We start from the raw sequence: 22215 nt of genomic DNA, 5'->3' as shown, positions 1-22215 counted from the left end.
TCGAATCGCTGTGATCCGAATTCGGCCGCCGGAACCCGACGTGGCGTATTAGCCGGACGGCCGCGCATATCGCCAGGTCGGGCCGCGAGGCTCCCGGCGCAATAACATCCTCTGATTTCTCCCGGCGACGACGCGGGAAAGCGCGCGACCACAACCACACTATCGTCGCTATTCGTGCAGGTCAGCGATAGAAAGGCGGAGACGGTGGCAGCGGAACCCACGCCGGTGCGGCAGTTGCGCGCCGATCAAGCGCGGCGGGTGGCCGACATCTTGCGCCATCAGTTGCACGCGGGCGCGTTCGAGAACGCGCTGCCGAGCGAACAGGAACTCGCCGCCGAGTACGGCGCCTCCCGCAACACCGTGCGCGACGCCTTGGCGCTGTTGAAGGACGAGGGCTTGATCGACCGGGCGCCGAAAGTGGGCACCCGGGTCGCCACCCGCAAGTACGACCACGGGCTCGACGCTCTGCTCGGGCTGCAGGAGACCTTCAAGGGCCACGGCACCGTGCGCAACGAGGTGCGCGCGGCGATGCACGTCGCCGCGCCGCCCGCCGTCGCGCGCAGGCTCGGTCTCGCGCCCGGCGAGCGCGTGGTCTATCTGGAGCGCCTGCGCTACCTGGCGGATCTGCCGCTGAGCCTCGACCTCACCTACCTCGTGCCCGACATCGGCACCGAGGTACTCGGCCACGACCTCGAGCACACCGACGTCTTCGTGCTGCTGGAACGCATCAGCGGCCAGTCGCTCGGCTCGGCCGACCTCGCCCTGGAAGCGGTGCCCGCCGACCCGCACACCGCCTCCACCCTCGACGTCCCCGGCGGCGCGCCGCTGCTGATGCTGGAACGACTGACCCGGCTCGACGACGGCCGTCCGGTCGATCTGGAGTACATCCGCATGCGCGGCGACCGCATCACCATGCGCGGCAGCCTGACCCGCAGCACACCCGAATGGAAGGTCCTCTAGATGGCACTCGTCAACCAGCGCGCCGACATCCCCGTCACCATCGACGAGTCGCTGTGCATCCAGGGGTGCACGCTGTGCGTCGAGATCTGCCCGCTCGACTCGCTGGCCATCAACCCTGAGAACGGCAAAGCCTTCATGCACGTGGACGAGTGCTGGTACTGCGGTCCCTGCGCGGCCCGTTGCCCCACCGGCGCCGTCACCGTCAACATGCCCTACCTGCTCCGCTGATCTGGAAGACCGATGAAAGTGAAACTCGCCCCCGTCCTGCTCGCCGCCGCGCTCGCGTTGACCGGGTGCTCGCTGGAGCACTCCGACGACACCCCCGCAGGCACCGTCAAGGTGGTCGTCGGCTACCAGTCCAAGACCATCAACACCGTCACCGCGGGCACCTTGCTGCGCGCGCAGGGTTACCTCGAGCAGCGGCTACAGAAGATCACCGACAACGGTGGGGCGAAGTACCAGGTCGAGTGGCAGGACTACGACACCGGCGCGCCGATCACCGCGCAGATGGTGGCCGAGAAGATCGACATCGGCTCCATGGGCGACTACCCGTTGCTGATCAACGGGTCTCGCACCCAGGTCAACGAGCGCGCGCGGACGGAACTGGTGTCGGTCACCGGGTACAACCCCAAGGGCGCGCTGAACATGGTCGTCGTGCCGAACGATTCGGCGGCCACCAGCATCGGCGACCTGGCGGGCCAGAAGATCTCGGCCAGCGTGGGCTCGGCCGGGCACGGCACGCTGGTGCAGGCGCTGTCCCGGGCGGGCATCGATCCGGCCAAGGGCGTGGAAGTGCTCAACCAGCAGCCGCAGGTCGGCGCGACCGCACTGGAATCCCACCAAGTGGGCGCGCTGTCCCAGTTCGTCGCGTGGCCCGGTCTGGTCGTCTTCCAGAACAAGGCCAAGCTGCTCTACGACGGCGCCGAACTCGGCGTGCCGACCTTCCACGGCGTGGTGGCCCGGCGCGCGTACGCCGCCGATCACCCTGAGGTCCTGCAGGCGTTCCTGGCCGCGCAGTTGGATGCCACCCAGTTCCTGCAGGAGAAGCCGTTCGAAGCCGCCAAGATCGTCGCCGACGGGTCCGGACTGCCGCAGGAGGTGGTGTATCTCTACAACGGTCCCGGCGGAACGAGTTTCGACACCACGCTCAAGTCGAGCCTGGTCAACGCGCTCAAAGGCGATGTGGCCTACCTGAAGTCGATCGGCGACTTCGCCGACCTCGACATCGATCGGTTCGTCGATGACGGGCCGCTGCGCAAGGCGTACACGGAGACCGGACGCGGCGACTACGACCGCGACCTGGCCGCCACCGCCAACCCGACCCGGGTCACCGGTGCCGACCCGGTCTGCGGCAAAGCGGCGGAGAACCCCGCGCTGGCCGGCGAACTGTGGGTGGACGGCGCGGCGAAGCCGCAACCGGCCGCGGACCCGACCTGCCTGCTGCGCGCCGTCCAGGCCGCGAAAGCGCAGGGCCGGACGATCCGCGCCGCCTACGTCCCGGACACCGAACTCGGCACCCGCTGGTTCGCCGACAAGTCGATCTGGTTGCGCGACGGCGCCGCCTACCTGCCCTTCACCACCACCGCGGCCGCGCAGCGCTACCGGCAGGCGCACCCGTCCGCCACGCCGGTCGGCTACGACCAGGCCGTCACGGAAGTACGCGGATGACCAGCGAACTGGCCGCACCGGCGGTGCGGGCCGCGGCCGAACCCGCCGCCACCCGATCGGCGGCCACGCCGGCGTTGCGATCGGCCTGGCGCTCGCGCCTGCTGCGGGTGGGCTCGGTCGCCGCCGCGGTCGGACTGTGGCAGCTGCTCACGGTCAACAACGTGCGGGCGGCGGGCCTGCGGTTCGACACCCTGCCGACCGTCACCGAGATCGTCGCCGAATTCGGCACGCAGTTGCGCTCCGACCAGTACTACCTGGACATCGCGCAGTCGCTGATCCGGATCATCACCGGTTTCGGGCTCGCGGCGGTGGTCGGCGTGATCGCGGGCATCGGACTGGGCCGGTCGCGGTTGCTCGCCGACACCTTCGGCCCGCTGGCCGAACTCGTCCGCCCGATCCCGGCCATCGCCCTGGTGCCGGTCGCGATCCTGCTGTTCCCCAACGACGAGTCCGGCATCGTGTTCATCACGTTCACCGCGTCGCTGTTCCCGGTGCTGGTCAGCACCAGGCACGCGGTGCGCGCACTGCCCACGATCTGGGAGGACGCGGTGCGCACGCTGGGCGCGTCCCGGCTGGACGTGCTCACCCGCGTGGTGTTCCCCGGCATCCTGCCCGGCGTCTTCAGCGGGCTGTCCGTCGGCGTCGGCGTGGCGTGGATCTGTCTCATCTCCGCAGAGATGATCTCCGGACGCCTCGGCGTCGGCTACCGCACCTGGCAGGCCTACACCATCGTGGACTATCCGGCGGTGTTCGTCGGCATGATCACCATCGGCGTCCTCGGTTTCGCGACATCGGGGCTGGTCGAGCTGGCCGGCCGCCGCATCACCCGCTGGCTGCCCAGGGAGGTCGAAGCATGACCACAGTGATCGACGCACCGGCATCGACCGGAATGGCCTTGAGTCTCAGCGGTGTCCGCATCGCCTATAGCGGCGAGCCGGTGCTCGACGGGCTGAACCTGTCCATCGCGCCGGGCGAAATCCTCGTCGTGGTCGGCAAATCCGGCTGCGGCAAGTCGACGTTGCTGCGCGCGGTCGCCGGACTGCGGAGGCCGGAGGACGGAGCCATCCTGGCCGACGGCGACCACGTCACCGGGCCCGCGGCCGACCGCGCCTTGGTGTTCCAGGACGACGCGCTGCTGCCGTGGCGCACCGTGCGGCAGAACATCGAACTCGCCTTGCGCCTGCGCGGCACACCGCGAGCCCAGCGGCGGGCCACCGCCCTGCACTGGGTGGACGAGGTCGGGCTCACCGGCTACGCCGACTACCTGCCGCGCGACCTGTCCGGCGGCATGCGCCAGCGCGTCCAGCTCGCGCGCAGCCTGGCCGCCGCGCCGCGCGCCGTGCTGATGGACGAGCCCTTCGGCGCACTGGACACCCAGACCAGGGAAACCATGCAGCGCCTGCTGATCCAGACCTGGCGCGCCCACCCCACCACCATCGTCTTCGTCACCCACGACCTCGACGAGGCCCTGCTGCTCGGCGACCGCATCGCCGTGCTCGGCGGCGGCACGCTGCGGGCGCTGGTGCCGGTGCCCAGCCCGAGGGACGCCATCGACCGGGCCGCGACGAAGGCCGAGATCCTGGAGAAACTGTGAACATTCCGCCGCTATCGGAACGGACTCGGCTGGACTGCGACGTGCTCGTCATCGGCGGCGGCACGGCGGGCACGATGGCCGCGCTCACCGCCGCCGAGCAGGGCGCGAACGTGCTGCTGCTGGAGAAGGCGCACGTGCGGCACTCCGGCGCGCTGGCCATGGGCATGGACGGCGTGAACAACGCCGTGATCCCGGGCAAGGCCGAGCCGGAGGACTACGTCGCCGAGATCACCCGCGCCAACGACGGCATCGTCGACCAGCGCACGATCTACCAGACCGCGACGCGCGGCTTCGCCATGGTGCAGCGGCTGGAACGCTACGGCGTGAAGTTCGAGAAGGACGAGTACGGCGAGTACGCCGTGCGCCGAGTGCACCGGTCCGGCTCGTACGTGCTGCCGATGCCCGAGGGCAAGGATGTCAAGAAAGCGCTGTATCGCGTCCTGCGCCAGCGCAAGATGCGCGAGAGGATCCGCATCGAGAACCGGCTCATGCCGGTGCGCGTGCTCACCGACGACGGACGCGCCGTCGGCGCCGCCGCCCTGCACACCCGCACCGGCGAATTCGTTGCCGTCGGTGCGAAAGCCGTGATCCTGGCCACCGGGCCGTGCGGCAGGCTCGGGCTGCCCGCCAGCGGATACCTGTACGGCACCTACGAGAACCCGACCAACGCGGGCGACGGCTACTCGATGGCCTACCACGCCGGGGCCGAACTCAGCGGCATCGAATGCTTCCAGATCAACCCGCTGATCAAGGACTACAACGGCCCGGCCTGCGCCTACGTCGCCAACCCGTTCGGCGGCTACCAGGTCAACGCCGAAGGCGAACGCTTCGTCGACTCCGACTACTGGTCCGGCCAGATGATGGCCGAGGTCAAGCGCGAGATCGAATCCGCGCGCGGTCCCATCTACCTGAAGGTGTCGCACCTGCCCGACGAGACGCTGAGCACGCTCGAAGGAATCCTGCACACCACCGAGCGACCCACCCGAGGCACCTTCCACGCCAACCGCGGCCACGACTATCGCACCCACGACATCGAGATGCACATCTCCGAAATCGGTTTGTGCAGTGGCCATTCCGCCTCCGGAGTGTGGGTCGACGAGCACGCGCGCACCACGGTGCCCGGCTTGTACGCGGCGGGCGATCTGGCGTGCGTGCCGCACAACTACATGATCGGCGCGTTCGTCTTCGGCGATCTCGCCGGTGCGCACGCCGCGTCCACCCTGGACGAGGTCGCCGTGCCCGCCGAGTTGCCCGAGGACCAACTGGCCGCCGCCCACGAGCTGATCTACCGGCCGCTGCGCCAGCCGGAGGGGCCGCCGCAACCGCAGGTGGAATACAAGCTGCGACGTTTCGTGAACGACTATGTCGCGCCGCCCAAGACGGCGACAAAGCTGGCCATCGCGGTGGAGACCTTCGACCGGATGCGCGGGGAGGTCGAGGGCATCGGCGCGCGGACCCCGCACGAGCTGATGCGCGCGGTGGAGGTGTCGTTCATCCGCGACTGCGCCGAGATGGCCGCCCGCAGCTCACTGACCAGGACCGAATCCCGTTGGGGCCTCTACCACGAGCGCGCCGACCTACCCGAACGCGACGATGTCGAATGGCGATACCACCTCAACCTGCGCAAGAACCCCGACGGAACCATGGCGTTCCTGAAGCGGCCGGTGGCGCCGTACCTGGTTCCGGTGCCCGGGCTCGACGACCTGCCCTCGGCCGATGCCGAGGTGGTGCCGGTGCACCAGCCGCACCAGGTCGTCGGCCGTGCGCCGCACACCGGCGGCGGCGCTGAGCACGATCGCACCGCGGCCGGTTCGCCGGCGCAGCCCGCCACTCCCCCGTCTCCCCGGATCGTCGCGCTGCTCGCGCTCGACGAGCCCACCATGGAGCAATTGTCCAGCTATCTGACGGATGCCGACGCGGGCGTGCGGGCCGCGGCGATCTCGGTGCTGACCGAGCACACCCCGGAGGGCTTCGCGACCGCCCTGGGCGACGCGCTGGATGACACGGCGGCCTCGGTCCGGCGCGCCGCCGCGGCCAGCCTGCGCGAACTCGTCGAGGTGTTGCCCTCGGCGGCAGGACTTTCCGACCGGCTCGGCTCGGCCGACCCTGTCGTCCGGTCCACGGTGATCGATCTGTTGCGCGCCCTGCGGGCAGGCGAACCCGCGCACTACCGCGCGGCGTTGGCGGACGAGGATCATCGCGTCCGCATCGAGGCGGTCCGCGCGCTGGTCTCGCTGAACGATCGGGACGGCGTCGCCACCCTGGCCGCCGACGGCAACCGGGAAGTGCGGATCGCGGTAGCCCAAGGCCTGGCCGCCATCGGCGACGGCGGGGCCGAGGTGATCCGCCGCCTCGCCGACGACCAAGACCCGCTTGTCCGCGCCGCGGCCCTGACCGCGTTCGCGCAGCTGGGCGCCGAGCCGGCCGACGTCACCGCGCTGGCGGGCGCCCTGCGTCACTCGGCCTGGCAGATCCGGGTCGGCGCGGCGCGCGGGCTCGCGGGTGCCGACCCGGACCTCGCGGTGCCGATCCTGGCTGCGGCACTGCACGATCCGCATCTCGACGTCCGCAAGGCGGCGGTGCTGTCGCTGTCGGCGTGGCCGGACCTGCCCGCCGCGCACGACGCGCTGCGCGCCGCGATCGACGACACCGATGCCGACGTGCGCGCGTATGCCCGGCGAGCGCTGGCCACCCAGCCGACGGCCTAGCGCGGCGTGGTTGCCGCAGCTCGAATCGCTGATTAGATTAGCGGCTCGACCGTTGCCGACTCGTCGGCCGTGACACAGCCGGATGGCGACGGGGCGGCCGACGACGAATCCGTCGCCGTTGTCCACCAGCAGCGACGGGAGTATGGCGTTGACCTTGCCGAACTGGCTGGATCTCGCCGTGCTCACCACCGTCGTGGTGGCCGCGGTGCTCGGCTGGCGTCGCGGCGCGATCGTGGGGCTGCCCGGTTTCGCGGGCGCCTTGGCAGGAGCGATTCTCGGCGCGGCGCTCTCGGCCACGGTGTTCGGTCAGCTGGCCCCCGGCGCCGTGCGGCTCCTGCTCGCGCTGACGGTGGTCGCCGGGTTGGTCGCGTTCGGCGCGGTCGCCGGGCACCGGGCCGGACGAGCCGCACGCGCGACGGTGTCCGATCCCGTCGCGCAACGCGCCGACGCCGTCTGCGGATGTCTCGCCTACGCGCTCGCGGTGCCGCTGGTGGTGTGGCTGTTCGCCGCACCGCTGGAATCGTCCGCCCTGGTGCGTGATTCGACGACCGTGCGGACCGTCGACGACGTCGCGCCGTTCTGGCTGTCCGGACTGTCGGAAGTGCTCACCGGACCGATCGTGGACGCCGGGCTCGGCCGCCCGCTCGCGCCGCCCGATCCGGGCATCGTCGCGGGACCGATGCCCGCCGCACTGCGCCAGAGTGTGCTTCGCGTCCAGGATCTCGCGCCGACCTGCGGCGTGCGCCAGTCCGGCTCCGGATTCGTCATCGCGCCGGAGCGCGTGCTGACCAACGCGCACGTCGTCGCGGGCTCCAGCAAAGTCTCCGTCGACACCGCGGCCGGATCGCTCACCGCGACTGTGGTGCGGTTCGATCCGACCATGGACATCGCGGTGCTCGCCGTCCCCGGGCTCACCGCGCCCGCCCTGACCGTCGCGCCCGAACCGGCCGATCCCGGCGACGACGCGATCGCGCTCGGCTACCCCAGGGGCGGGTCCTACACCGCGTCCGCCACGCGGGTGCGCGGCCGGGCCGAACGCCAGGTGCGCGACATCTACCGCACCGGTGTCGGGGAACGCGAGATCTACACCTTGGACGGTTCGATCCAGCACGGCAATTCGGGCGGGCCACTGGTCGACCGCGACGGCCGGGTGCTGGGCATCGTGTTCGGTGTCGACGAGAACAACAGCAATGTCGGATTCGCCACGAGCCTGCCGGAAGTCCTCGACCGGCTCGACCACGGGTGGCGCTCCGACCGCCCGGTCGACACCGGCCCCTGCGCGTCCTGACCGCCGGTCAGGACGCGTCGGCGATGATCACCACACCGCTCGAGGCATCCAGCAGCGGAATGGTCCGCTCCGCGGCATCGTCGACATGCACGCGCGGGTGCGCGGGCAGCTCGGTCTCGTAGTAGGTGCCAGGACCGTAGAACTGGCCGTACTTCACCACCACGCCGTCGAAGTCCAGCACGGCCGCTTCGTGCTCCTGGATCACCGCGCCCCGGCCCGCGGGCGGCTCCCACGCGATACTCTGGGCGAGAAAGCGTTTCGCCCCGGCCGCCCGCGCGGCGGCGATCAAGTTACGGGTGCCCTCGGTTCGGATGCGCGCGTTCGCCTCGGCCCGCTCCGGCAGCAGCGCCGCGTCGTCCGGCAGGTCCGTGAGCTGATGCATCACCATGTCGGGCCCGAACCCGACCACGGCGGTGGACAGGGCGTCGGCGTCGTACACATCGCACACCACCGGCTCGGCCCCCAGCGCCCGCAAAGGATCGGCCTTCCCCGCCGATCGGGTCATCCCCGCGACCTCGTGCCCCGCCTCGATCAACAGCGGAAGCAAGCGGACTCCGATAACGCCGGTCGCACCGGCCAAGAAGATGCGCACGGTGTTTATTTTGCAGCGCCTGCGGCGCTGCGTGTTCGCGGCCCCCTCATGGCTCGCGTCCGAGCGACCGCCGCTGGCGACTTCGTCGCGGACGCGGCGGCCGCTCGGACGCGAGCCGGGCCGCGAACTGCGCATGCTCGGTCTCGCTTCGCTCGAAAGTCGTGGTCGAGGTGCGCTGGGCGCTCGGTGCTGGGATCAACCGACCCGTATGTTCGCCGCGGCCCGCCGCCCGGCATGAAAACCGTCGGCTGCCACGGCGTCTCGAGGTCTGAGCTCGTAGCGGCCATCCGCGCCTGCCGGTTGGCAGATGGGAGGGTGTCTCGGATGCCCGCTCGGGCGCAGGCTGGGCCTGATCTGTCTCGCCTCGCTCGGAGCCCGTAGCGATGCCGATTCGCTGGCCTGCCGGAGTGATACCGATCCGACCGGTCGAGACGATGCTCACCGAACTCGCGCGGTCGGCGGTCACCGTGACTCCCCGTGGGGGTGGCAGCTCGTATGACGGCGTCGCGGCAGCTCTGTCAGGAACGCGATCTCCGCCGCGCAGCCTCTTGGGCGGGCGGGGACGAGCGGGGCGGCCACTGTCAGCCGCGCTGCTGGAGGCGTTCGACGTACTTGGCGATCACGTCGACTTCCAGGTTGACGGTGGTGCCGACGGTGGCGAAGCCGAGGTTGGTCAGGGAGAGCGTGGTGGGGATGAGGGAGACCTCGAACCAGTCGCCGCTGCCGGTCTCGGCGGGCTCGTCGGAGACGCCGAGGCCGGAGACGGTGAGCGAGATGCCGTCCACGGTGATCGACCCCTTCTCCACGACGTAGCGGGCGATGTTCTCGGGCAGCGAGATCCGCACCACGTCCCAGTTGTCCGACGGAGTGCGCGAGAGCACGGTGCCGGTGCCATCGACGTGGCCTTGGACCAAGTGGCCGCCGAGCCTGCTGTTCAGAGCGGCGGCGCGCTCGAGATTCACCTTGGCGCCGACGTCCAGTTTGCCGATGCTGGAGCGATTGAGCGTCTCCGCCATGACGTCGACGGTGAACGAGTCGCCGCCGACCACCTCCACGACGGTCAGGCACACTCCGTTCACGGCGATCGAATCACCGTGCCCGGCATCGGAGGTCACCAGCTCGCCCTTGATCGTCAGCCGCGCGGCGTCGGTCAGCTGCTCGCTGGCGACGATCTCGCCGAGTTCCTCGACGATGCCTGTGAACATGTGCTGTGACTCCTGTCGCGTCGTTGTCTTCCGGTTGCGGAACAGCGCGGGACCCGGCCGCTATTCCCGCACCTCCTCAGCCTAGTGACGCGGGGTCGCCGTAGACAGCCGCGTTCCGCGCCCGCCGAGGCCGGACCGGGCGACGCGCCGGAACCGACCGCAGGGCGGGCCGAGGCGGGCGGAACCGGCCGGTCCCATCGAAAATGGAACGAAATATGTCCACACCCGCCGTGATCACCCGGACGGACGACATATCCATTATTATTCTGCGACATTTGACGTACCGCACGAATTAATTTACCCCACAGAGAGATTGCGGATTCATTCTCGATACCCGAACGAAACACGGTTATAACGCAGATTCCGCGCTCGGACGGCGCGGGAGGCGATATCGTTACGCGGCTGACTTCTCGCGTTCAACTTTCCCGACCATGCAGTCCAGTGACACGATCTACCAGGGAACATGCCCGACAAGCGGGAAGCCTGCCACACGATGTTCACTCCTCGAGAAAGCCGGAGAACACAGTGGGACAAATTGGGTCGAACGCAGCTGGGGGCGCAGTGTGACCACATTTCTCGATTCGACGCCGGAAGTTCGCTGCTCACGGTATCGGCGCGAATTCCAGCTGCCCGCATCGATGGATCCCGGTTCGCACCGCATTCTCCTGCACATCGGCGTCGACTACGGCGCCGTCACCATGCCCGCCGAACTCGGCGAGCAGGTGCTACGGCGACTCGCCCAAGACGGAATCGCCGGGCCGGTGGTCGACCATCCGCGAGCCAAGCATTGGACGTTCCTCACCGGCCCCGCCGGGCCGGACGCCGTCAGCCCGGCGGTCTCGGCCGAATTGTTCCGTCTCTACGCCGCGGTGGCCTGCACGGGCAGCCAAGTGGTGCTGCCCTCACCGGACGACGAGCGCACCGGGTATCGCGTGTGGATCCGGTCACCGGAGGCCGGCGCCCGCCGCCCGCCGATCAGCGCGGTGATCGAGACGATCCGCGCGGTCGCCGCGCGTGGAACGCGGACCGGCTAGCACCGTTCAGCGGGCCCACGCCGAGGCCGCCTGGCCGCGCAGCTTCTCCACGGTGGCCGCGGGGTCGGCGGTGCTGTAGACCGCGGAACCGGCGACGAAGCAGTCCACACCCGCCTCCGCGGCCGCCTCGATGGTGTCGGCGTTGATCCCGCCGTCGATCTCGACCAGCAGCCGCAGCTCACCGGCATCGACCAGGTTCCGCACGACGCGCGCCTTCTGCAGCACCTCCGGAATGAACGACTGCCCGCCGAAGCCGGGTTCCACGCTCATCACCAGCAGCGTGTCGAATTCGCGCAGGATCTCCAGGTACGGCTCGATCGGCGTGCCCGGCTTCACCGAGAGCCCCGCCTTGGCGCCCGCGGCGCGGATGTCGCGGGCCACCGCGATCGGATCGTCGGTCGCCTCCGCGTGGAAGGTCACGTTGTGCGCGCCCGCCTCGGCGTACGGCGGCGCCCAGCGGCCCGGATTCTCGATCATCAGGTGGCAGTCGAGGGGGATCTCGGTCGCCTTCAGCAGGCTCTCCACCACCGGGAGGCCGAGCGTGAGATTCGGCACGAAGTGCGCGTCCATCACGTCCACGTGCAGCCAGTCGGCGCCTGCGACGGCCGCCGCTTCGTCCGCGAGGTGCGCGAAGTCTGCGGACAGGATGGAGGGGGCGATCATCGGAGCGGCCGGACGCGGGTGAATCGGGTTGGACACAACGCCGGAGTCTAACGGTACCCAGGGTTGTCCAGCGCGGGAGTGGGTAGCCTGCATAGGGTGATCAATATTTCGGCGGAACAGGGGCTCTACAGCACCCCGGTGGAGATTCGGGTGGCGGCGTCGGTGACACAACTGCCCATCGTGCGTGGGCTCGCCGAAACACTCGTCCTACTCAGCGATTTCACACTGGACGAGGTGGCCGATATCCGGCTGGCCGTCGACGAGGTCTGCTCGACCCTGATCGCGGTCGCCGCCCCGGAATCGAGCCTGAACTGCCGTTTCACCGTCGGCGACACCGTGTTGCTCGTCCGGGTCGACGGCCTGGCGGAGAAGCCGGGGCTGCCCGATCAGCGCAGCTTCGGCTGGCACGTACTGCGCACCCTCACCGACTCGGTGGAGGCGACCCAGGATTCGTTCGACGCGACGGTCTCCGGATATCCGACGACGGTCGAGTTCCGTCGGGTCCGGGGGAAGGCGTAGTGGCGGACGAAGACACCGTGTACGACTCCCAGCGCGACGACGACGCCGACACGCTGACCACCGAGGACGAGACCGATGCCGAGGAGACCCTGGAGGCGGCGGGCGCGGTTCCCGGTTACGACGACGTCGGATTGCTCTTCGAGCAGCTCGCCTCCAGTGAGGCGGGGACCGCGCGGCACAGCGCGCTGCGCGCGGAACTGATCAGCCGCTGCATTCCGCTCGCCGACCACATCGCCAGGAAGTTCAGCGGGCGCGGTGAGCCGTTCGACGACCTGACCCAGGTCGCGCGGGTGGGGTTGGTGCACGCGGTGGACCGTTTCGACGTCGAGCGCGGCTCCAACTTCCTGTCTTTCGCGGTGCCGACCATCATGGGTGAGGTCCGCCGGTATTTCCGCGACAACACCTGGGCGATGCGAGTGCCGCGGCGTGTCAAGGAGACTCACCTACGCATCGGCGCGGCGATCGACAGTCTCTCCCAGACTCTCGGCCGCTCGCCGACGGCGAAGGAGATCGCCGCCGAGCTGGACGTCGACCCGGACGAGGTGACCCAGGCGGTCATCGCGGGCAACGCCTACCAGCCGAGTTCGATCGACGCGGCCACGCTCGGCCGCGACACCGACGCCTCGCTCCTGGACACCCTCGGCGAGGAGGAGTCCCAGTTCGATCGGGTCGAGGAGTACGTCGCGATCCGTCCGCTGCTGGCCGGGTTGCCGGAGCGGGAACGACGCATCCTCACCATGCGGTTCTTCGAATCGATGACCCAGACGCAGATCGCGCAGCAGATGGGCATCTCCCAGATGCACGTCTCGCGCATCCTCGCCAAGACCCTCGCCCGCTTGCGGGAGCAATCCAGCCGGGAATGACCGCGCTCAGCGCGGCTTGCGCAGCGCCGCCACGAACATGGCGTCGGTACCGTGCCGGTGCGGCCACAACTGTGCCCCCGGCCCGTCGCCGACATCGGTGACGCCGGGCAGCAGTTCGCGGGTGTCGAGCTGCTCGGCGCCGAGGCGGCGCACGGCATCGGCGACGATGGACACCGTCTCCGGCAGATGCGGCGAGCAGGTCGAGTACACCACGACCCCGCCGGGGCGCAGCAGATCCCATGCGGCGGTGAGCAATTCGCGCTGCAACACCACCAGTTCCCGGACGTCCGCCGGGGTGCGCCGCCAGCGCGCCTCAGGTCTGCGGCGCAGCGCTCCGAGGCCGGTGCAGGGGGCGTCGACCAGGATGCGGTCGTAGCCCGGGGTCAGTCCGCTGGCGCGGCCGTCGGCGACGTGCACGTCCACCGGCAGGTCGTGCACGGCTTTGCGGACCAGCTCGGCGCGGTGCGCGGCGGGCTCGACCGCGTCCACCCGGAAGCCGTCGATCGCGGCGATCGCCCCCAGCAGCGCGGCCTTGCCGCCCGGTCCCGCGCACAGGTCGAGCCAGCGACCGGTGTCCGGGCCGTCGAGCGCCGCCCTGGTCAACGCCAGCGCCACCAGTTGGCTGCCTTCGTCCTGCACTGCCGCCATGCCCTCGCGGACCGGCTCCAGCTTGCCGGGATCGCCGCCGTCCAGATAGACCGCGTACGGCGACCAGCGGCCCTCCTCGCCGCCGGTGACCAGCGCGAGTTCCTCCGCGGTGATGTCGCCGGGACGGGCCACCAGGTGCACCAGCGGGCGGGCGTCGTCGGCGGCGAGCACGTCGCGCAGTTCCGCCGCTCGCGCGCCCAGCGCGTCGGCGAACGCCTGCGCGATCCAGACCGGATGGGCGTACTCGAACGCCAACCGGCCGAGGGGGTCGGCGGGCGCGAGCGCGTCGACCCATTGCTCGGGGGTCTTCTCCCCCGCGCGCCGGAGCACCGCATTGACGAAACCTGCTTTGCCCGCACCGAATTCGGCGCGCGTCAGCGCGACGGAGGTGTCCACGGCGGCGTGCGCGCCGATCCGGGTGCGCAGCAACTGGTAGACGCCGAGCCGGAGCACGTCCAGCAAGGGTCCGTCGATCTCCTCGATCGGCCTGCCCGCGCCTTCGGCGATCACCGCGTCCAGCAGCCCCAGCGACCGGCACGCGCCGTAGGCGAGTTCGGTGGCCAGTGCGGCGTCCCGACCCGACAATCCCCGTTCTCGCAGCAGCGCGGGCAGAACGAGATTGGCGTAGGCATCGCGCTCACGGACCGCCCGCAGCACATCCCTGGCGACCGACCGCGGCGGGTCGGCGGATTCCCTTCGATGCGGTCGTCCGGCGGCTTTGGCCCCTTGGCGCGGCGCGGTTTGCGAAGCCGGGCGCCCGCCGGTGGAACGGTCCGATCGGCCCGCCGCCGAGCGTCGTCCGGTGGAGCCGCGCCGTTCGTCGCGATCACGGCCGCCCGTCTCGGCGCGCCCACCGCCGGAACGCCGACCGGTCGCCCGTGACCTGTCCGCCGCGTCGCGATCCTGCTGCTTCCCGCCGCCCTGCGCGCGTGCCCGGCCTGCCTCGCCGGAACGATTCGGCGCGGACTCTCGTTCGTCGCGCCGCCGGTCGCGTGCGTTGCCGTCGCCGGGCCGATTGCCGCGCGTCATTCGACCACCGCGCCCGGCTGCAGGCGGGCGCCGCGCGCCCAGTCGAGCGCGGCCATCATGCGCTTGCCCTGCGGCTGCACCTGGTCGAGCCGCACCGCGGTGGTCGCGGTGCCGACGAACACACCGGACTTGCGGACCTCGATCACCCGCTCCGGCAATTCCTCCTCGACCAACTCGACCGGCCCCAGCTTCAACCGGGTGCCGCCGACCTCGGTCCACGCCCCCGGCGCGGGGGTGACCGCGCGGATCCGCCTGCTGATGGCCAGCGCGGGCAGATCCCAGCGCACGTGCCCGACCTCGACGCCGACCTTCGGCGCGTACGAGACACCGTCGGTGGACTGCGGGACCGCTTGCAAGCTCCCGTCCTCCACTCCGTCGAGCGTCGCTTCCAGCAGGCGCGAGCCGCTGTCGGCCAGCCGCTCCAGGAGAGTGCCCGCGGTGTCGGTGACGGTGATCTTCTCGGTCACCATGCCGAAGACCGGGCCGGTGTCCAGTCCGGCCTCGATCTGGAAGGTGGAGGCGCCGGTGATCTCGTCGCCCGCATCGATCGCGGCCTGCACCGGCGCCGCGCCGCGCCACGCGGGCAGCAGCGAGAAATGCAGGTTGATCCAGCCGAAGCGCGGGATGTCGAGCACCTGCTGGGGTAGCAGCGCGCCGTAGGCGACGACGGGACAGCAGTCCGGCGCCAATTCGGTGAGCCGCGCGACGAATTCCGGCTCCGACGGCCGCCGCGGGGTGAACACCGGGATGCCGTGTTCGTCGGCCAGCAGACCGACCGGCGACCTGGTCACCTTCCGGCCGCGCCCCGCGACCGCGTCCGGCCGCGTCACCACGGCGACGACCTCATGGCGCGCCGATTCCAGCAGACGCCGCAGCGACGGAACCGCCGGTTCCGGGGTGCCCGCGAAGACGACGCGCATCAGCGGCCCGCTCCGAACGGGTTGGGCCGACCCGCACCGCTCATCGAACGGGCCGGGCGCACCGTCGAGCCCGCCGCGAACCAATCGGATTCGCGGATCACCCGCATCGCCTCCTTGCGCTGGGCCGGGTCGAGACGGTCGATGAACAGCACGCCGTCGAGGTGGTCGGTCTCGTGCTGCACGCACCGCGCCAGCAACCCTTCGGCTTCGAACGTGACCGGTGCGCCGTCGGCGTCCACACCGGTTGCCCGCACCCGCAGGGCCCGGCGCGTGTCGTAGCGCACGCCGGGAATCGACAGGCAGCCTTCCGGCCCCACCTGCTCCTCGTCGCCGACGACCTCCCACCGCGGGTTGACCAGATGCCCCGCGGCGTCGCCCGTGTCGTAGACGAACACGCGCAGCCCGACCCCGATCTGCGGCGCGGCCATCCCGACACCGCCGTCGTCGTGCATCGTCTCGGTCAGGTCGGTCACCAGCTGCCGCAGATCACGATCGAACGCGGTGACCTCCGCGGCGCGGGCACGCAAGATGGGATCGCCGAACAGGCGAACGGGCTGGATGGTCACGGCTGGCTCCCGGAAGCGACGAATACGGTCGCCCCATTCTAGTGAGACGACCGGAAATCCCCGATTCGCCAGCCGGAAGCTGGTACAACTCCTATGCGGTCCGGGCGGGGTGTCGATCCCTCCGCCCGGCCGCCCGGAAAAGCCCTGGTCAGCGACCTGTCGATGACACCTGACCTACTTCTCACCTGTAGGTTCACAACGCATCGGTGAATTTCAGTACAGAAGGTAAAGGGATTCTGGTGACGGCGTCAAAACCGCAGTTCAGAGCAGTTTCGACTGCGGCGGTGATGGCGGCGTCACCAGCGAAGTGGTGACGGCGTCACCACCCCATCAACCAGGTGCTCATGCGCATCGCATCCACCGGTCCGCACTGAACCAGCCGAGTCGGTGCGCCGAAACCCCCCGCCCGCAGACGATCGTCGATGCAGAGTCGCCTCGCTGCCGTACGTAGCAGTTCGCGCGGAGATTCCGCGCCTCAGCCCGCGGCTGGCGGTGGCCGATGTCCGGCTGCCTCGTCCAAAGCGCGCTAGGCTGCCTGCAGGGGTTCGGGTTCCCCGAGGGGATAGTCACTTTCGCTTTTCCGTCGGTCGAGCTCGATGCTGCCCGCGTGGGCTGTTGCCCGCTGTTTCACCCGGCGCCGAGGCGCGATGGTGGATGCGCCCGTCCCCCTCCAGGGCACGTCCACCGGCCCCGCCCCGCGCTCTCTGGTGATTCAGCCACCGTCGCGCGACCCGCGCCGCTCTGTGCGCGCCCGTTCCTCGCTGCGTCTCACCCGCTGTGGGCGAGGCACGCCCCTGCCCTAGTGATCGAGGAGGCTTGTCGTGTCGCTTGTTGATGATCCCGGCCGATCCATCGCCGAGGCGTTGGCCAGGTTGCCGGAACCGCCACACCGGTCACTGGTGGTGATGGCATTGCGGGAACCGGCGTCCGGGCCGGACGGGTATGTCGGAGTGGAACGCATCCGCCACGAAGACCTGGACAGGACCCGCCAGTACCTGGCCACCAGTTCGATTCTTGCCCGCACCCGCCGCTGGTGCGCCCAGCACCGCCCGGACGCCGTCGCCGTGGTCGTGGTCCGACCCCGGCACACCTCGGCTATACCGAAGCAGACCTCACCGGCGAAAACACGATCAAGATCTACGCACGCCACGGAATCGACCCCAACACGATACGAGAACTGCGCTTCTAGCGACTGCTCCCGCCTTCCGCTGCAAAGCTCACGAACAGCACAACCCCAAAAGTCTCGGGTTGCTCATCACAGCGTGAGCATCCGGCGCCTCTGTCGTGCAACGGCTACGGCGAACACTCATCATGGTTGTGCTGGTCAATTCTGGCGCCGTTTGTCGGTGAATCGGTCAGCGTGGCGGCCGCGGCCTGCACGGGCCATCAGTGGCGCGCGAGCCCCATCGATCTCAGCCCTCGCGAACGCCGCAGTTCGTGACGGTCTTTGCCGTGACCCCAAGACTTTTGGGGCGACCCCGCGTCCATGCGCTGCGGTATCTTCCATGCGATCGCCGCACCTAGTCGGCGCGCAGAGGAAGCACACACCACATGCTCAACAAGTTCTTTGCGGCCGCCGCGCTCTCGGTGAGCGCCGCTGCCGTCCTCGCGGCACCGCCCGCCGCCGCCGACCCGGTCAACTGGGGCGCCGTTTCCCTCAGCGTGTGGGGCAATGTCTACGCGTTTTCGGTCAACCACCCGACGGAAGCCGACGCCATTCAAGCCGCCGACCGAGCGTGCAAGGGTCAAGGCATCATCGACTGCCGGATGATGGTGACGTTCGCGAACGGCTGCGGTGCAGTCGTGACGAGTCCGCTCGCGATCGTCGCAGGGTTCCCGATCGTGGGCTTCGGTAAAGGGTCGACCCCAGGGGAGGCATACGCAGACGCCACCCGCAACCTCCCCACCGGCACCGGAAGCGCCGGCTCATTCAATCGCGACCACGCCTGCACCCGGCCTTGATCCAGTTCCCGCACGGTCCTCGGCAAAATGTCGGGCCGACACCCCTCCATACTTGGCGCACGGCCGCTCACGACCCATCTTCTGCGTCACATCAAATGGCAACGGACACTGGCACCGGCCGAACAGCAGAAGTCACTGTGCATGAACCGCGCCAGCCAGCGCACTTGGATTCCACGCCGTCGATGCGCGGGAGTGTCGGGTAAACGGCTCTGGCTCACTTCCGGTGGTGCCGGGCTATGCGAGCAGGATGCGGTGCCGAAGGAGCTGATACTGGGTCTGTCCAGCCATCCGGCTCTGTCTCAATTTCGGTCCGAGCGCAGGACCTGATCGACGAAGCCGCTGCCCGGATGCAGCAACCAGCGCCACACCGCCGCACTGAGAGCGCGGGAAAGGACCGATTGGCCATGACGGTCGAGAATGGCCTCGAGGCCAACCCATTATCCAACCGGTGGAGGTCCACGATCGACATCCTCGCCGCCAGCCTCGCCACTCACCTCGGTGAGCAGGTGACCGTAGTCGACGCGAGCGAGGCCGAGGACGGGTTCTCCTGTCTCGTCCGAGGTCCTGAGCCGTCCGGTCCGTCCCTCCAGGTGTCGTGGGAGGGAGTACTCGGCATGCAGTACATCGACGGACAGCCGGACATCAGCGTGTCGGTGTTCCTGTACAGCCGAGGCCGCCGCCTGCGGCTCGACGACCAGTCTGGCAGCTACCTGGAGATCGTTTACGCGGGCCCTCTCGACGGCACGGGGACCTGGCGCGACCTGGGCTGGCTACAGGACGACTTCGGCGAGTTCGAGACACACGATCATTACGGTGACTGACCGGCCACCGCTCCTCGGCAGGTCGGGGACGAGTTCCGGGCGATGCCTTTGGTGCTACCGACTTGGCGGACGGCGCGTCCTGCGGGCGTGGTCGATCGCGATGCCCGCGCCGCGGCGGAAGGGCCGGGGGTGACCCAGCTGGCCCGGCCATACATTTGTCGCTTGATCAGCTTCGTCTTCGCGTTCACGCCCTCGATCGGGCAGTTGCTGTAGCCCACGGTCAGGCCGGCGACCGCCGCGTCGTGGTCCTGGTCGAGACCGCGCAGGAACGGGTCGAGTTCGGTCAGGCCGGCCTCGGTGAGGTGTTCTCGTCGCTGGGACGCAAAGACGGGTTGCCACAGCAGGGGTGTATGCGGGTGGGTTGATGCTGGACGGGCGGCGTAAGTCGATGCAGCCGATGGCGAAGCGTCTCGATGTGGATCATCAGCGTCTGCAGCAGTTCGTCACCACCTCGCCGCGCCGCCGCTGATCGTCGCCGACGCCGGCTACGGACAGACCGCCGAATTCCGCCAAGGGCTCACCAACCGTGACCTGCCCTATGTCGTCGGCGTGCCCGCGACCATCACGGTGCGCCCCGCAGACGCTGTGCCCGAGACACCGGAACGGTCCGGCCGCGGCCGACGCCCCAACCGCGTTACCGCACACCACATTCCACGGTCAAACAACTCGTCCTGGACACCGGAGAACCCCTGCTGCGCCACGTCATCTGGCGCCACGGCACCCGCACCGGCCCGGACAACCCGGCCGCCGCCATGAGTTCCCGCTTCCTGACCCTGCGGGTGCGGAATGCAGGTCTTGGATCCGGACGTCGCCACCGACAGCGTCCTCAGCTGCGGCTATTCCCATATCCGCCCCGCTGTTCGGCGAGTACTACGGCGACCCCTTTTATCGTCGAATCCAGCCTGGTTCACCGTGAGCGTCCCCGTCGGACTGGTCGCTTTCACCTGCGCGCCCGCTCCGGCAAGCGCTGAGAGGGCGTCCCACGCGATCACCACTGGTGGATCGCGCGGGACACCCGACTTTGCCGGCTCTGGGGACTTACGGTGCGGTAGAAGCGGGTTCGGCGGCCGGGTAGTAGTACATCTCACGGCGCAAGCGTTCGAAGTCCGGCTCCGGCGCTTGGGAACCGGACGATTGCGCGTGCCGATCGCTATCGGGTACCCGCCGCGCCATGTTCGTCACGCTTCCGTAGATCGACTCGTATTTCTTCCCCAGGCCGGAATGGCCGGGAAGGAACCGGAAGAGCTTGGGGATGTAGCGGGCCGCCGCGTCGAGTTGGGCGCGTTGCTCGGTCAACTGGCGCCGCACCTGCTCGATGGCTTCTTCGCGGGTGCAGCCGGTCTCGTGACGGATGGCTCTGACCAGGTTGTAGGGGACTTGGTCTGCCTCGTCCTGATCGATTCCCACCAGGTCGTTCTTTACGAAGGCCACAAAGAAGGCGAGTTCTTCGAGACGGCGGATCGCATGGTGGCTGCGGACTGTCGGTGGGATTTCCTGGTCGTTGACTATCTCCAATATGGCGATGGCGGTCTCGAATCCGCTGGTCGCCCTTCGCAGTGGCAGGTAGTCGGTAGTGGAGGGGATGTAGCCGTTGAGGCGATGGTGTGTTTCGCGTTCGGCGGCTTCGTACCACGCCTCGATGTCGTCGAGGAACTTCTCCTGCCAGCGGGTGCTGCGGCCCTCACGCAGGTGTGGCCACAAACTCGCCCAGGCCGTCGAGAGAGCGCCGGAGCTCCACGGTTTCTCCGGGTCCTGGCGCAGCGTTGCCACCATGCCACGCCTCAGCGCGGTGATGGCTTCGGGGTCGGTCAGCTGCGGATCCTCGAACAGGTCATCCCACAGAAAGCACAGTATGCCCAGGCAGGCGGCGCTCTGTTCATGGTTCGCCCCCTCGGGGGCCATGACTGGAAACAGGTGTTCCAGCAGCTGGAACGATCCTGCCCACCGGCGATGGTCCAACTCGGCCGGGGAGGCGGCGAGGCCGGTATCCACCAGCCAACTTTTCACCCCTCGAGCGACCTCCGGCGAGAACCCCTCCCCACGGTGGACCGGGGGTGCCTGCGTCGAGAGCGGGGAGACCGCGGGCAGCGGAGCTCGCCGATCGAGTGCGGACCGAGCATAAGCAGCCATCATCTCGCGAGCGCGCGGGTCAGCGGCCACAGCGGCGAGCTGACCGACAGCCCGGTCCATGAATTCCTCGGCCACCGCTTGTGCTTCGTCCACGGCACCGGAAGCGATGACGATCTTCCGGACGCGGGTGGCTTCCTCACCCGTCATCGCTCTGCCCAGCAGTCGGGCAAGGCCCTGGTCGCGGGCAGCGGCGCGGATTACGGGAAGTGTGTAGATGCCCTCGGGCAGATCCGCGTTGACGGGCTTGCCCATTTCTTCGGCGGTCGAGGTCAAATCGAGGATGTCATCACGCAGCTGGTAGGCCAACCCGAAGTGTCGGCCGAACTCGGCCAGCGCCTCTTCCTCATCCTCGGGGCGCCCGGCCTGCATCGCGCCCACTCGGCATGCCAGCGACAGCAGCGCCGCTGTTTTGCCGTCGATCGCGTCCAGGTAGGACTGCTCACTGCGAGAGGCCACATGCTGGTCGGTGGCCTCGATCACCATGCCCGCGCACATCCGATCACCCGTGCTCATACCCGCGAGAGCTTCACGCTGGCCGAGTTCGGCCAACATGCGCCCGCTCGCGAATATCGCGGAGTCCCCACCCAATACAACGAGATGCGAACCCCACACCGCGTTGGCACTGGGATGGCCTCGGCGCTCATACGCGTGATCGATGACGTCGTCGTGGTAGAGCGAACCCAGGTGCAGCAACTCCACGGCAGCCGCGGCGCGCACCACCCGGTCATCGGCCGGGACGGCGGGATCGGTGAGCAGGTAGTACGACAACAACGTCAAAGTAGGACGCACCAGGCGCCGAGAGCTGTCCGGCCCTTCGTCGGTGAGTACGGCCAGCTCAGGCCTGCCCGGCAACTGCACGAGGCCGAGAACGTCGCGGACGCGGTCCAAATCCGCCTCCAGATGCGGGAAGACAGCCAAATCTATTTCACGTGGCACGGGGCACTCCTGACTGACTACATCGACCATCTACAACACCAGCGATCACCGAAGTTTGACACAAATCTTTTGCGAAAGTTGTTGATATCAGCCATTTTTGATAAATTTC

General features: G+C 69.1%; 22 protein-coding genes. 14 read left to right on the top strand and 8 right to left on the bottom strand.

Features of this window, described 5'->3' with window-relative positions:
• Positions 1-204 precede the first annotated feature (204 nt).
• The 7 genes from ACIA5H_RS18240 to ACIA5H_RS18210 all read left to right on the top strand — a co-directional run bounded on the left by ACIA5H_RS18240 (position 205) and on the right by ACIA5H_RS18210 (position 8218).
• On the top strand, positions 205-960 hold the full coding sequence (locus ACIA5H_RS18240; protein ID WP_379256255.1) for a GntR family transcriptional regulator: 756 nt from the start codon (positions 205-207) through the stop codon (positions 958-960).
• A complete protein-coding gene (locus ACIA5H_RS18235; RefSeq protein ID WP_039797742.1) occupies positions 961-1188 on the top strand; it encodes a ferredoxin family protein in 228 nt (75 codons plus the stop codon).
• Between the two features lie 12 nt (positions 1189-1200).
• Positions 1201-2628 carry an ABC transporter substrate-binding protein gene (locus ACIA5H_RS18230; RefSeq protein ID WP_397076853.1) on the top strand — a complete coding sequence of 476 codons (1428 nt, stop codon included), beginning with the start codon at positions 1201-1203 and terminating at the stop codon, positions 2626-2628.
• Positions 2625-3485, top strand: coding sequence for an ABC transporter permease (locus tag ACIA5H_RS18225; RefSeq protein ID WP_379256260.1), 861 nt, complete (start codon positions 2625-2627; stop codon positions 3483-3485). Before ACIA5H_RS18230 ends, ACIA5H_RS18225 begins: the two co-directional genes overlap by 4 nt.
• Positions 3482-4222, top strand: coding sequence for an ABC transporter ATP-binding protein (locus tag ACIA5H_RS18220; RefSeq protein ID WP_355078881.1), 741 nt, complete (start codon positions 3482-3484; stop codon positions 4220-4222). The genes ACIA5H_RS18225 and ACIA5H_RS18220 overlap by 4 nt, the downstream gene beginning before the upstream one ends.
• A complete protein-coding gene (locus tag ACIA5H_RS18215) occupies positions 4219-6930 on the top strand; it encodes a fumarate reductase/succinate dehydrogenase flavoprotein subunit (protein WP_397076852.1) in 2712 nt (903 codons plus the stop codon). The genes ACIA5H_RS18220 and ACIA5H_RS18215 overlap by 4 nt, the downstream gene beginning before the upstream one ends.
• A 142-nt stretch (positions 6931-7072) precedes the next feature.
• Positions 7073-8218 carry a MarP family serine protease gene (locus ACIA5H_RS18210; protein WP_379256263.1) on the top strand — a complete coding sequence of 382 codons (1146 nt, stop codon included), beginning with the start codon at positions 7073-7075 and terminating at the stop codon, positions 8216-8218.
• Between the two features lie 7 nt (positions 8219-8225).
• On the opposite strand, the gene ACIA5H_RS18205 is transcribed toward ACIA5H_RS18210, so the two are convergent.
• Together ACIA5H_RS18205 and ACIA5H_RS18200 are read right to left on the bottom strand one after the other, a co-directional pair.
• The gene (locus tag ACIA5H_RS18205) at positions 8226-8810 is read right to left on the bottom strand and encodes an NAD-dependent epimerase/dehydratase family protein (protein WP_397076851.1); all 585 of its coding nucleotides are present in this window, start codon (positions 8808-8810) and stop codon (positions 8226-8228) included.
• A gap of 581 nt (positions 8811-9391) precedes the next feature.
• Positions 9392-10015, bottom strand: coding sequence for a riboflavin synthase (locus tag ACIA5H_RS18200; protein WP_379250860.1), 624 nt, complete (start codon positions 10013-10015; stop codon positions 9392-9394).
• A gap of 563 nt (positions 10016-10578) precedes the next feature.
• Here ACIA5H_RS18200 and ACIA5H_RS18195 point away from each other — a divergent pair.
• A complete protein-coding gene (locus tag ACIA5H_RS18195; protein ID WP_364425738.1) occupies positions 10579-11049 on the top strand; it encodes a hypothetical protein in 471 nt (156 codons plus the stop codon).
• Between the two features lie 6 nt (positions 11050-11055).
• Here ACIA5H_RS18195 and rpe read toward each other — a convergent pair whose 3' ends face one another.
• The gene (rpe, locus tag ACIA5H_RS18190; RefSeq protein WP_355071047.1) at positions 11056-11712 is read right to left on the bottom strand and encodes a ribulose-phosphate 3-epimerase; all 657 of its coding nucleotides are present in this window, start codon (positions 11710-11712) and stop codon (positions 11056-11058) included.
• 96 nt (positions 11713-11808) lie between these two features.
• Here rpe and ACIA5H_RS18185 point away from each other — a divergent pair, with 96 nt between their 5' ends.
• Positions 11809-12231 carry an anti-sigma factor gene (locus ACIA5H_RS18185; protein ID WP_355070725.1) on the top strand — a complete coding sequence of 141 codons (423 nt, stop codon included), beginning with the start codon at positions 11809-11811 and terminating at the stop codon, positions 12229-12231.
• Positions 12231-13094 (top strand): RNA polymerase sigma factor SigF, encoded by an 864-nt coding sequence (locus ACIA5H_RS18180; protein ID WP_355070723.1) that lies wholly within the window; start codon positions 12231-12233, stop codon positions 13092-13094. Before ACIA5H_RS18185 ends, ACIA5H_RS18180 begins: the two co-directional genes overlap by 1 nt.
• Before the next feature lie 6 nt (positions 13095-13100).
• Here the strand turns inward: ACIA5H_RS18180 and ACIA5H_RS18175 are convergent, their stop codons facing one another.
• Genes ACIA5H_RS18175 through def form a run of 3 tightly spaced genes read right to left on the bottom strand, consistent with a single transcriptional unit; the run spans position 13101 to position 16257 of the window.
• Complete coding sequence (locus ACIA5H_RS18175; protein WP_397076850.1) at positions 13101-14771, bottom strand: transcription antitermination factor NusB; 1671 nt, start codon at positions 14769-14771, stop codon at positions 13101-13103.
• Entirely contained in the window at positions 14768-15691 is a 924-nt protein-coding gene (gene fmt / locus ACIA5H_RS18170; protein ID WP_355070719.1) for a methionyl-tRNA formyltransferase, read from the bottom strand. The genes ACIA5H_RS18175 and fmt overlap by 4 nt, the downstream gene beginning before the upstream one ends.
• The gene (def, locus tag ACIA5H_RS18165; RefSeq protein WP_379250866.1) at positions 15691-16257 is read right to left on the bottom strand and encodes a peptide deformylase; all 567 of its coding nucleotides are present in this window, start codon (positions 16255-16257) and stop codon (positions 15691-15693) included. Before def ends, fmt begins: the two co-directional genes overlap by 1 nt.
• Positions 16258-17808: 1551 nt before the next feature.
• On the opposite strand from def, the gene ACIA5H_RS18160 reads away from it, so the two are divergent.
• Both ACIA5H_RS18160 and ACIA5H_RS18155 read left to right on the top strand, forming a co-directional pair.
• The gene (locus tag ACIA5H_RS18160; protein ID WP_397076849.1) at positions 17809-18219 is read left to right on the top strand and encodes a DUF4189 domain-containing protein; all 411 of its coding nucleotides are present in this window, start codon (positions 17809-17811) and stop codon (positions 18217-18219) included.
• Positions 18220-18623: 404 nt separating this feature from the next.
• A complete protein-coding gene (locus ACIA5H_RS18155; RefSeq protein ID WP_379250874.1) occupies positions 18624-19040 on the top strand; it encodes a hypothetical protein in 417 nt (138 codons plus the stop codon).
• On the opposite strand, the gene ACIA5H_RS18150 is transcribed toward ACIA5H_RS18155, so the two are convergent.
• Positions 19028-19306 (bottom strand): hypothetical protein, encoded by a 279-nt coding sequence (locus ACIA5H_RS18150; RefSeq protein WP_397076886.1) that lies wholly within the window; start codon positions 19304-19306, stop codon positions 19028-19030. The genes ACIA5H_RS18155 and ACIA5H_RS18150 overlap by 13 nt on opposite strands.
• A gap of 98 nt (positions 19307-19404) precedes the next feature.
• Here ACIA5H_RS18150 and ACIA5H_RS18145 point away from each other — a divergent pair, with 98 nt between their 5' ends.
• Both ACIA5H_RS18145 and ACIA5H_RS18140 read left to right on the top strand, forming a co-directional pair.
• On the top strand, positions 19405-19509 hold the full coding sequence (locus ACIA5H_RS18145) for a transposase (RefSeq protein WP_379250876.1): 105 nt from the start codon (positions 19405-19407) through the stop codon (positions 19507-19509).
• The gene (locus tag ACIA5H_RS18140; protein ID WP_397076885.1) at positions 19506-19796 is read left to right on the top strand and encodes a transposase; all 291 of its coding nucleotides are present in this window, start codon (positions 19506-19508) and stop codon (positions 19794-19796) included. The genes ACIA5H_RS18145 and ACIA5H_RS18140 overlap by 4 nt, the downstream gene beginning before the upstream one ends.
• A 282-nt stretch (positions 19797-20078) precedes the next feature.
• Here ACIA5H_RS18140 and ACIA5H_RS18135 read toward each other — a convergent pair whose 3' ends face one another.
• The gene (locus tag ACIA5H_RS18135; protein WP_397076848.1) at positions 20079-22136 is read right to left on the bottom strand and encodes a polyprenyl synthetase family protein; all 2058 of its coding nucleotides are present in this window, start codon (positions 22134-22136) and stop codon (positions 20079-20081) included.
• Positions 22137-22215 lie beyond the last annotated feature (79 nt).

The sequence above is a fragment of the Nocardia sp. NPDC051900 genome (genome assembly GCF_044452545.1).
In the GTDB taxonomy this organism is placed as follows: Bacteria; Actinomycetota; Actinomycetes; order Mycobacteriales; family Mycobacteriaceae; genus Nocardia; species Nocardia sichangensis.
Note: the sequence above shows the minus strand (reverse complement) of the source record. Positions and strands in the feature narration are given on the sequence as shown.

What these genes read in the sequence shown, in the direction of transcription:
- ACIA5H_RS18220 (WP_355078881.1), top strand. Translation starts at nt 3,482, where the DNA reads ATGACCACAGTGATCGACGCACCGGCATCGACCGGAATGGCCTTGAGT.
- ACIA5H_RS18235 (WP_039797742.1), top strand. Translation starts at nt 961, where the DNA reads ATGGCACTCGTCAACCAGCGCGCCGACATCCCCGTCACCATCGACGAG.
- ACIA5H_RS18210 (WP_379256263.1), top strand. Translation starts at nt 7,073, where the DNA reads ATGGCGTTGACCTTGCCGAACTGGCTGGATCTCGCCGTGCTCACCACC.
- fmt (WP_355070719.1), bottom strand. Translation starts at nt 15,691, where the DNA reads ATGCGCGTCGTCTTCGCGGGCACCCCGGAACCGGCGGTTCCGTCGCTG.
- ACIA5H_RS18160 (WP_397076849.1), top strand. Translation starts at nt 17,809, where the DNA reads ATGCTCAACAAGTTCTTTGCGGCCGCCGCGCTCTCGGTGAGCGCCGCT.
- ACIA5H_RS18135 (WP_397076848.1), bottom strand. Translation starts at nt 22,136, where the DNA reads ATGGTCGATGTAGTCAGTCAGGAGTGCCCCGTGCCACGTGAAATAGAT.
- ACIA5H_RS18175 (WP_397076850.1), bottom strand. Translation starts at nt 14,771, where the DNA reads ATGACGCGCGGCAATCGGCCCGGCGACGGCAACGCACGCGACCGGCGG.
- ACIA5H_RS18225 (WP_379256260.1), top strand. Translation starts at nt 2,625, where the DNA reads ATGACCAGCGAACTGGCCGCACCGGCGGTGCGGGCCGCGGCCGAACCC.
- ACIA5H_RS18145 (WP_379250876.1), top strand. Translation starts at nt 19,405, where the DNA reads ATGCTGGACGGGCGGCGTAAGTCGATGCAGCCGATGGCGAAGCGTCTC.
- ACIA5H_RS18230 (WP_397076853.1), top strand. Translation starts at nt 1,201, where the DNA reads ATGAAAGTGAAACTCGCCCCCGTCCTGCTCGCCGCCGCGCTCGCGTTG.
- ACIA5H_RS18155 (WP_379250874.1), top strand. Translation starts at nt 18,624, where the DNA reads ATGACGGTCGAGAATGGCCTCGAGGCCAACCCATTATCCAACCGGTGG.
- ACIA5H_RS18200 (WP_379250860.1), bottom strand. Translation starts at nt 10,015, where the DNA reads ATGTTCACAGGCATCGTCGAGGAACTCGGCGAGATCGTCGCCAGCGAG.
- rpe (WP_355071047.1), bottom strand. Translation starts at nt 11,712, where the DNA reads ATGATCGCCCCCTCCATCCTGTCCGCAGACTTCGCGCACCTCGCGGAC.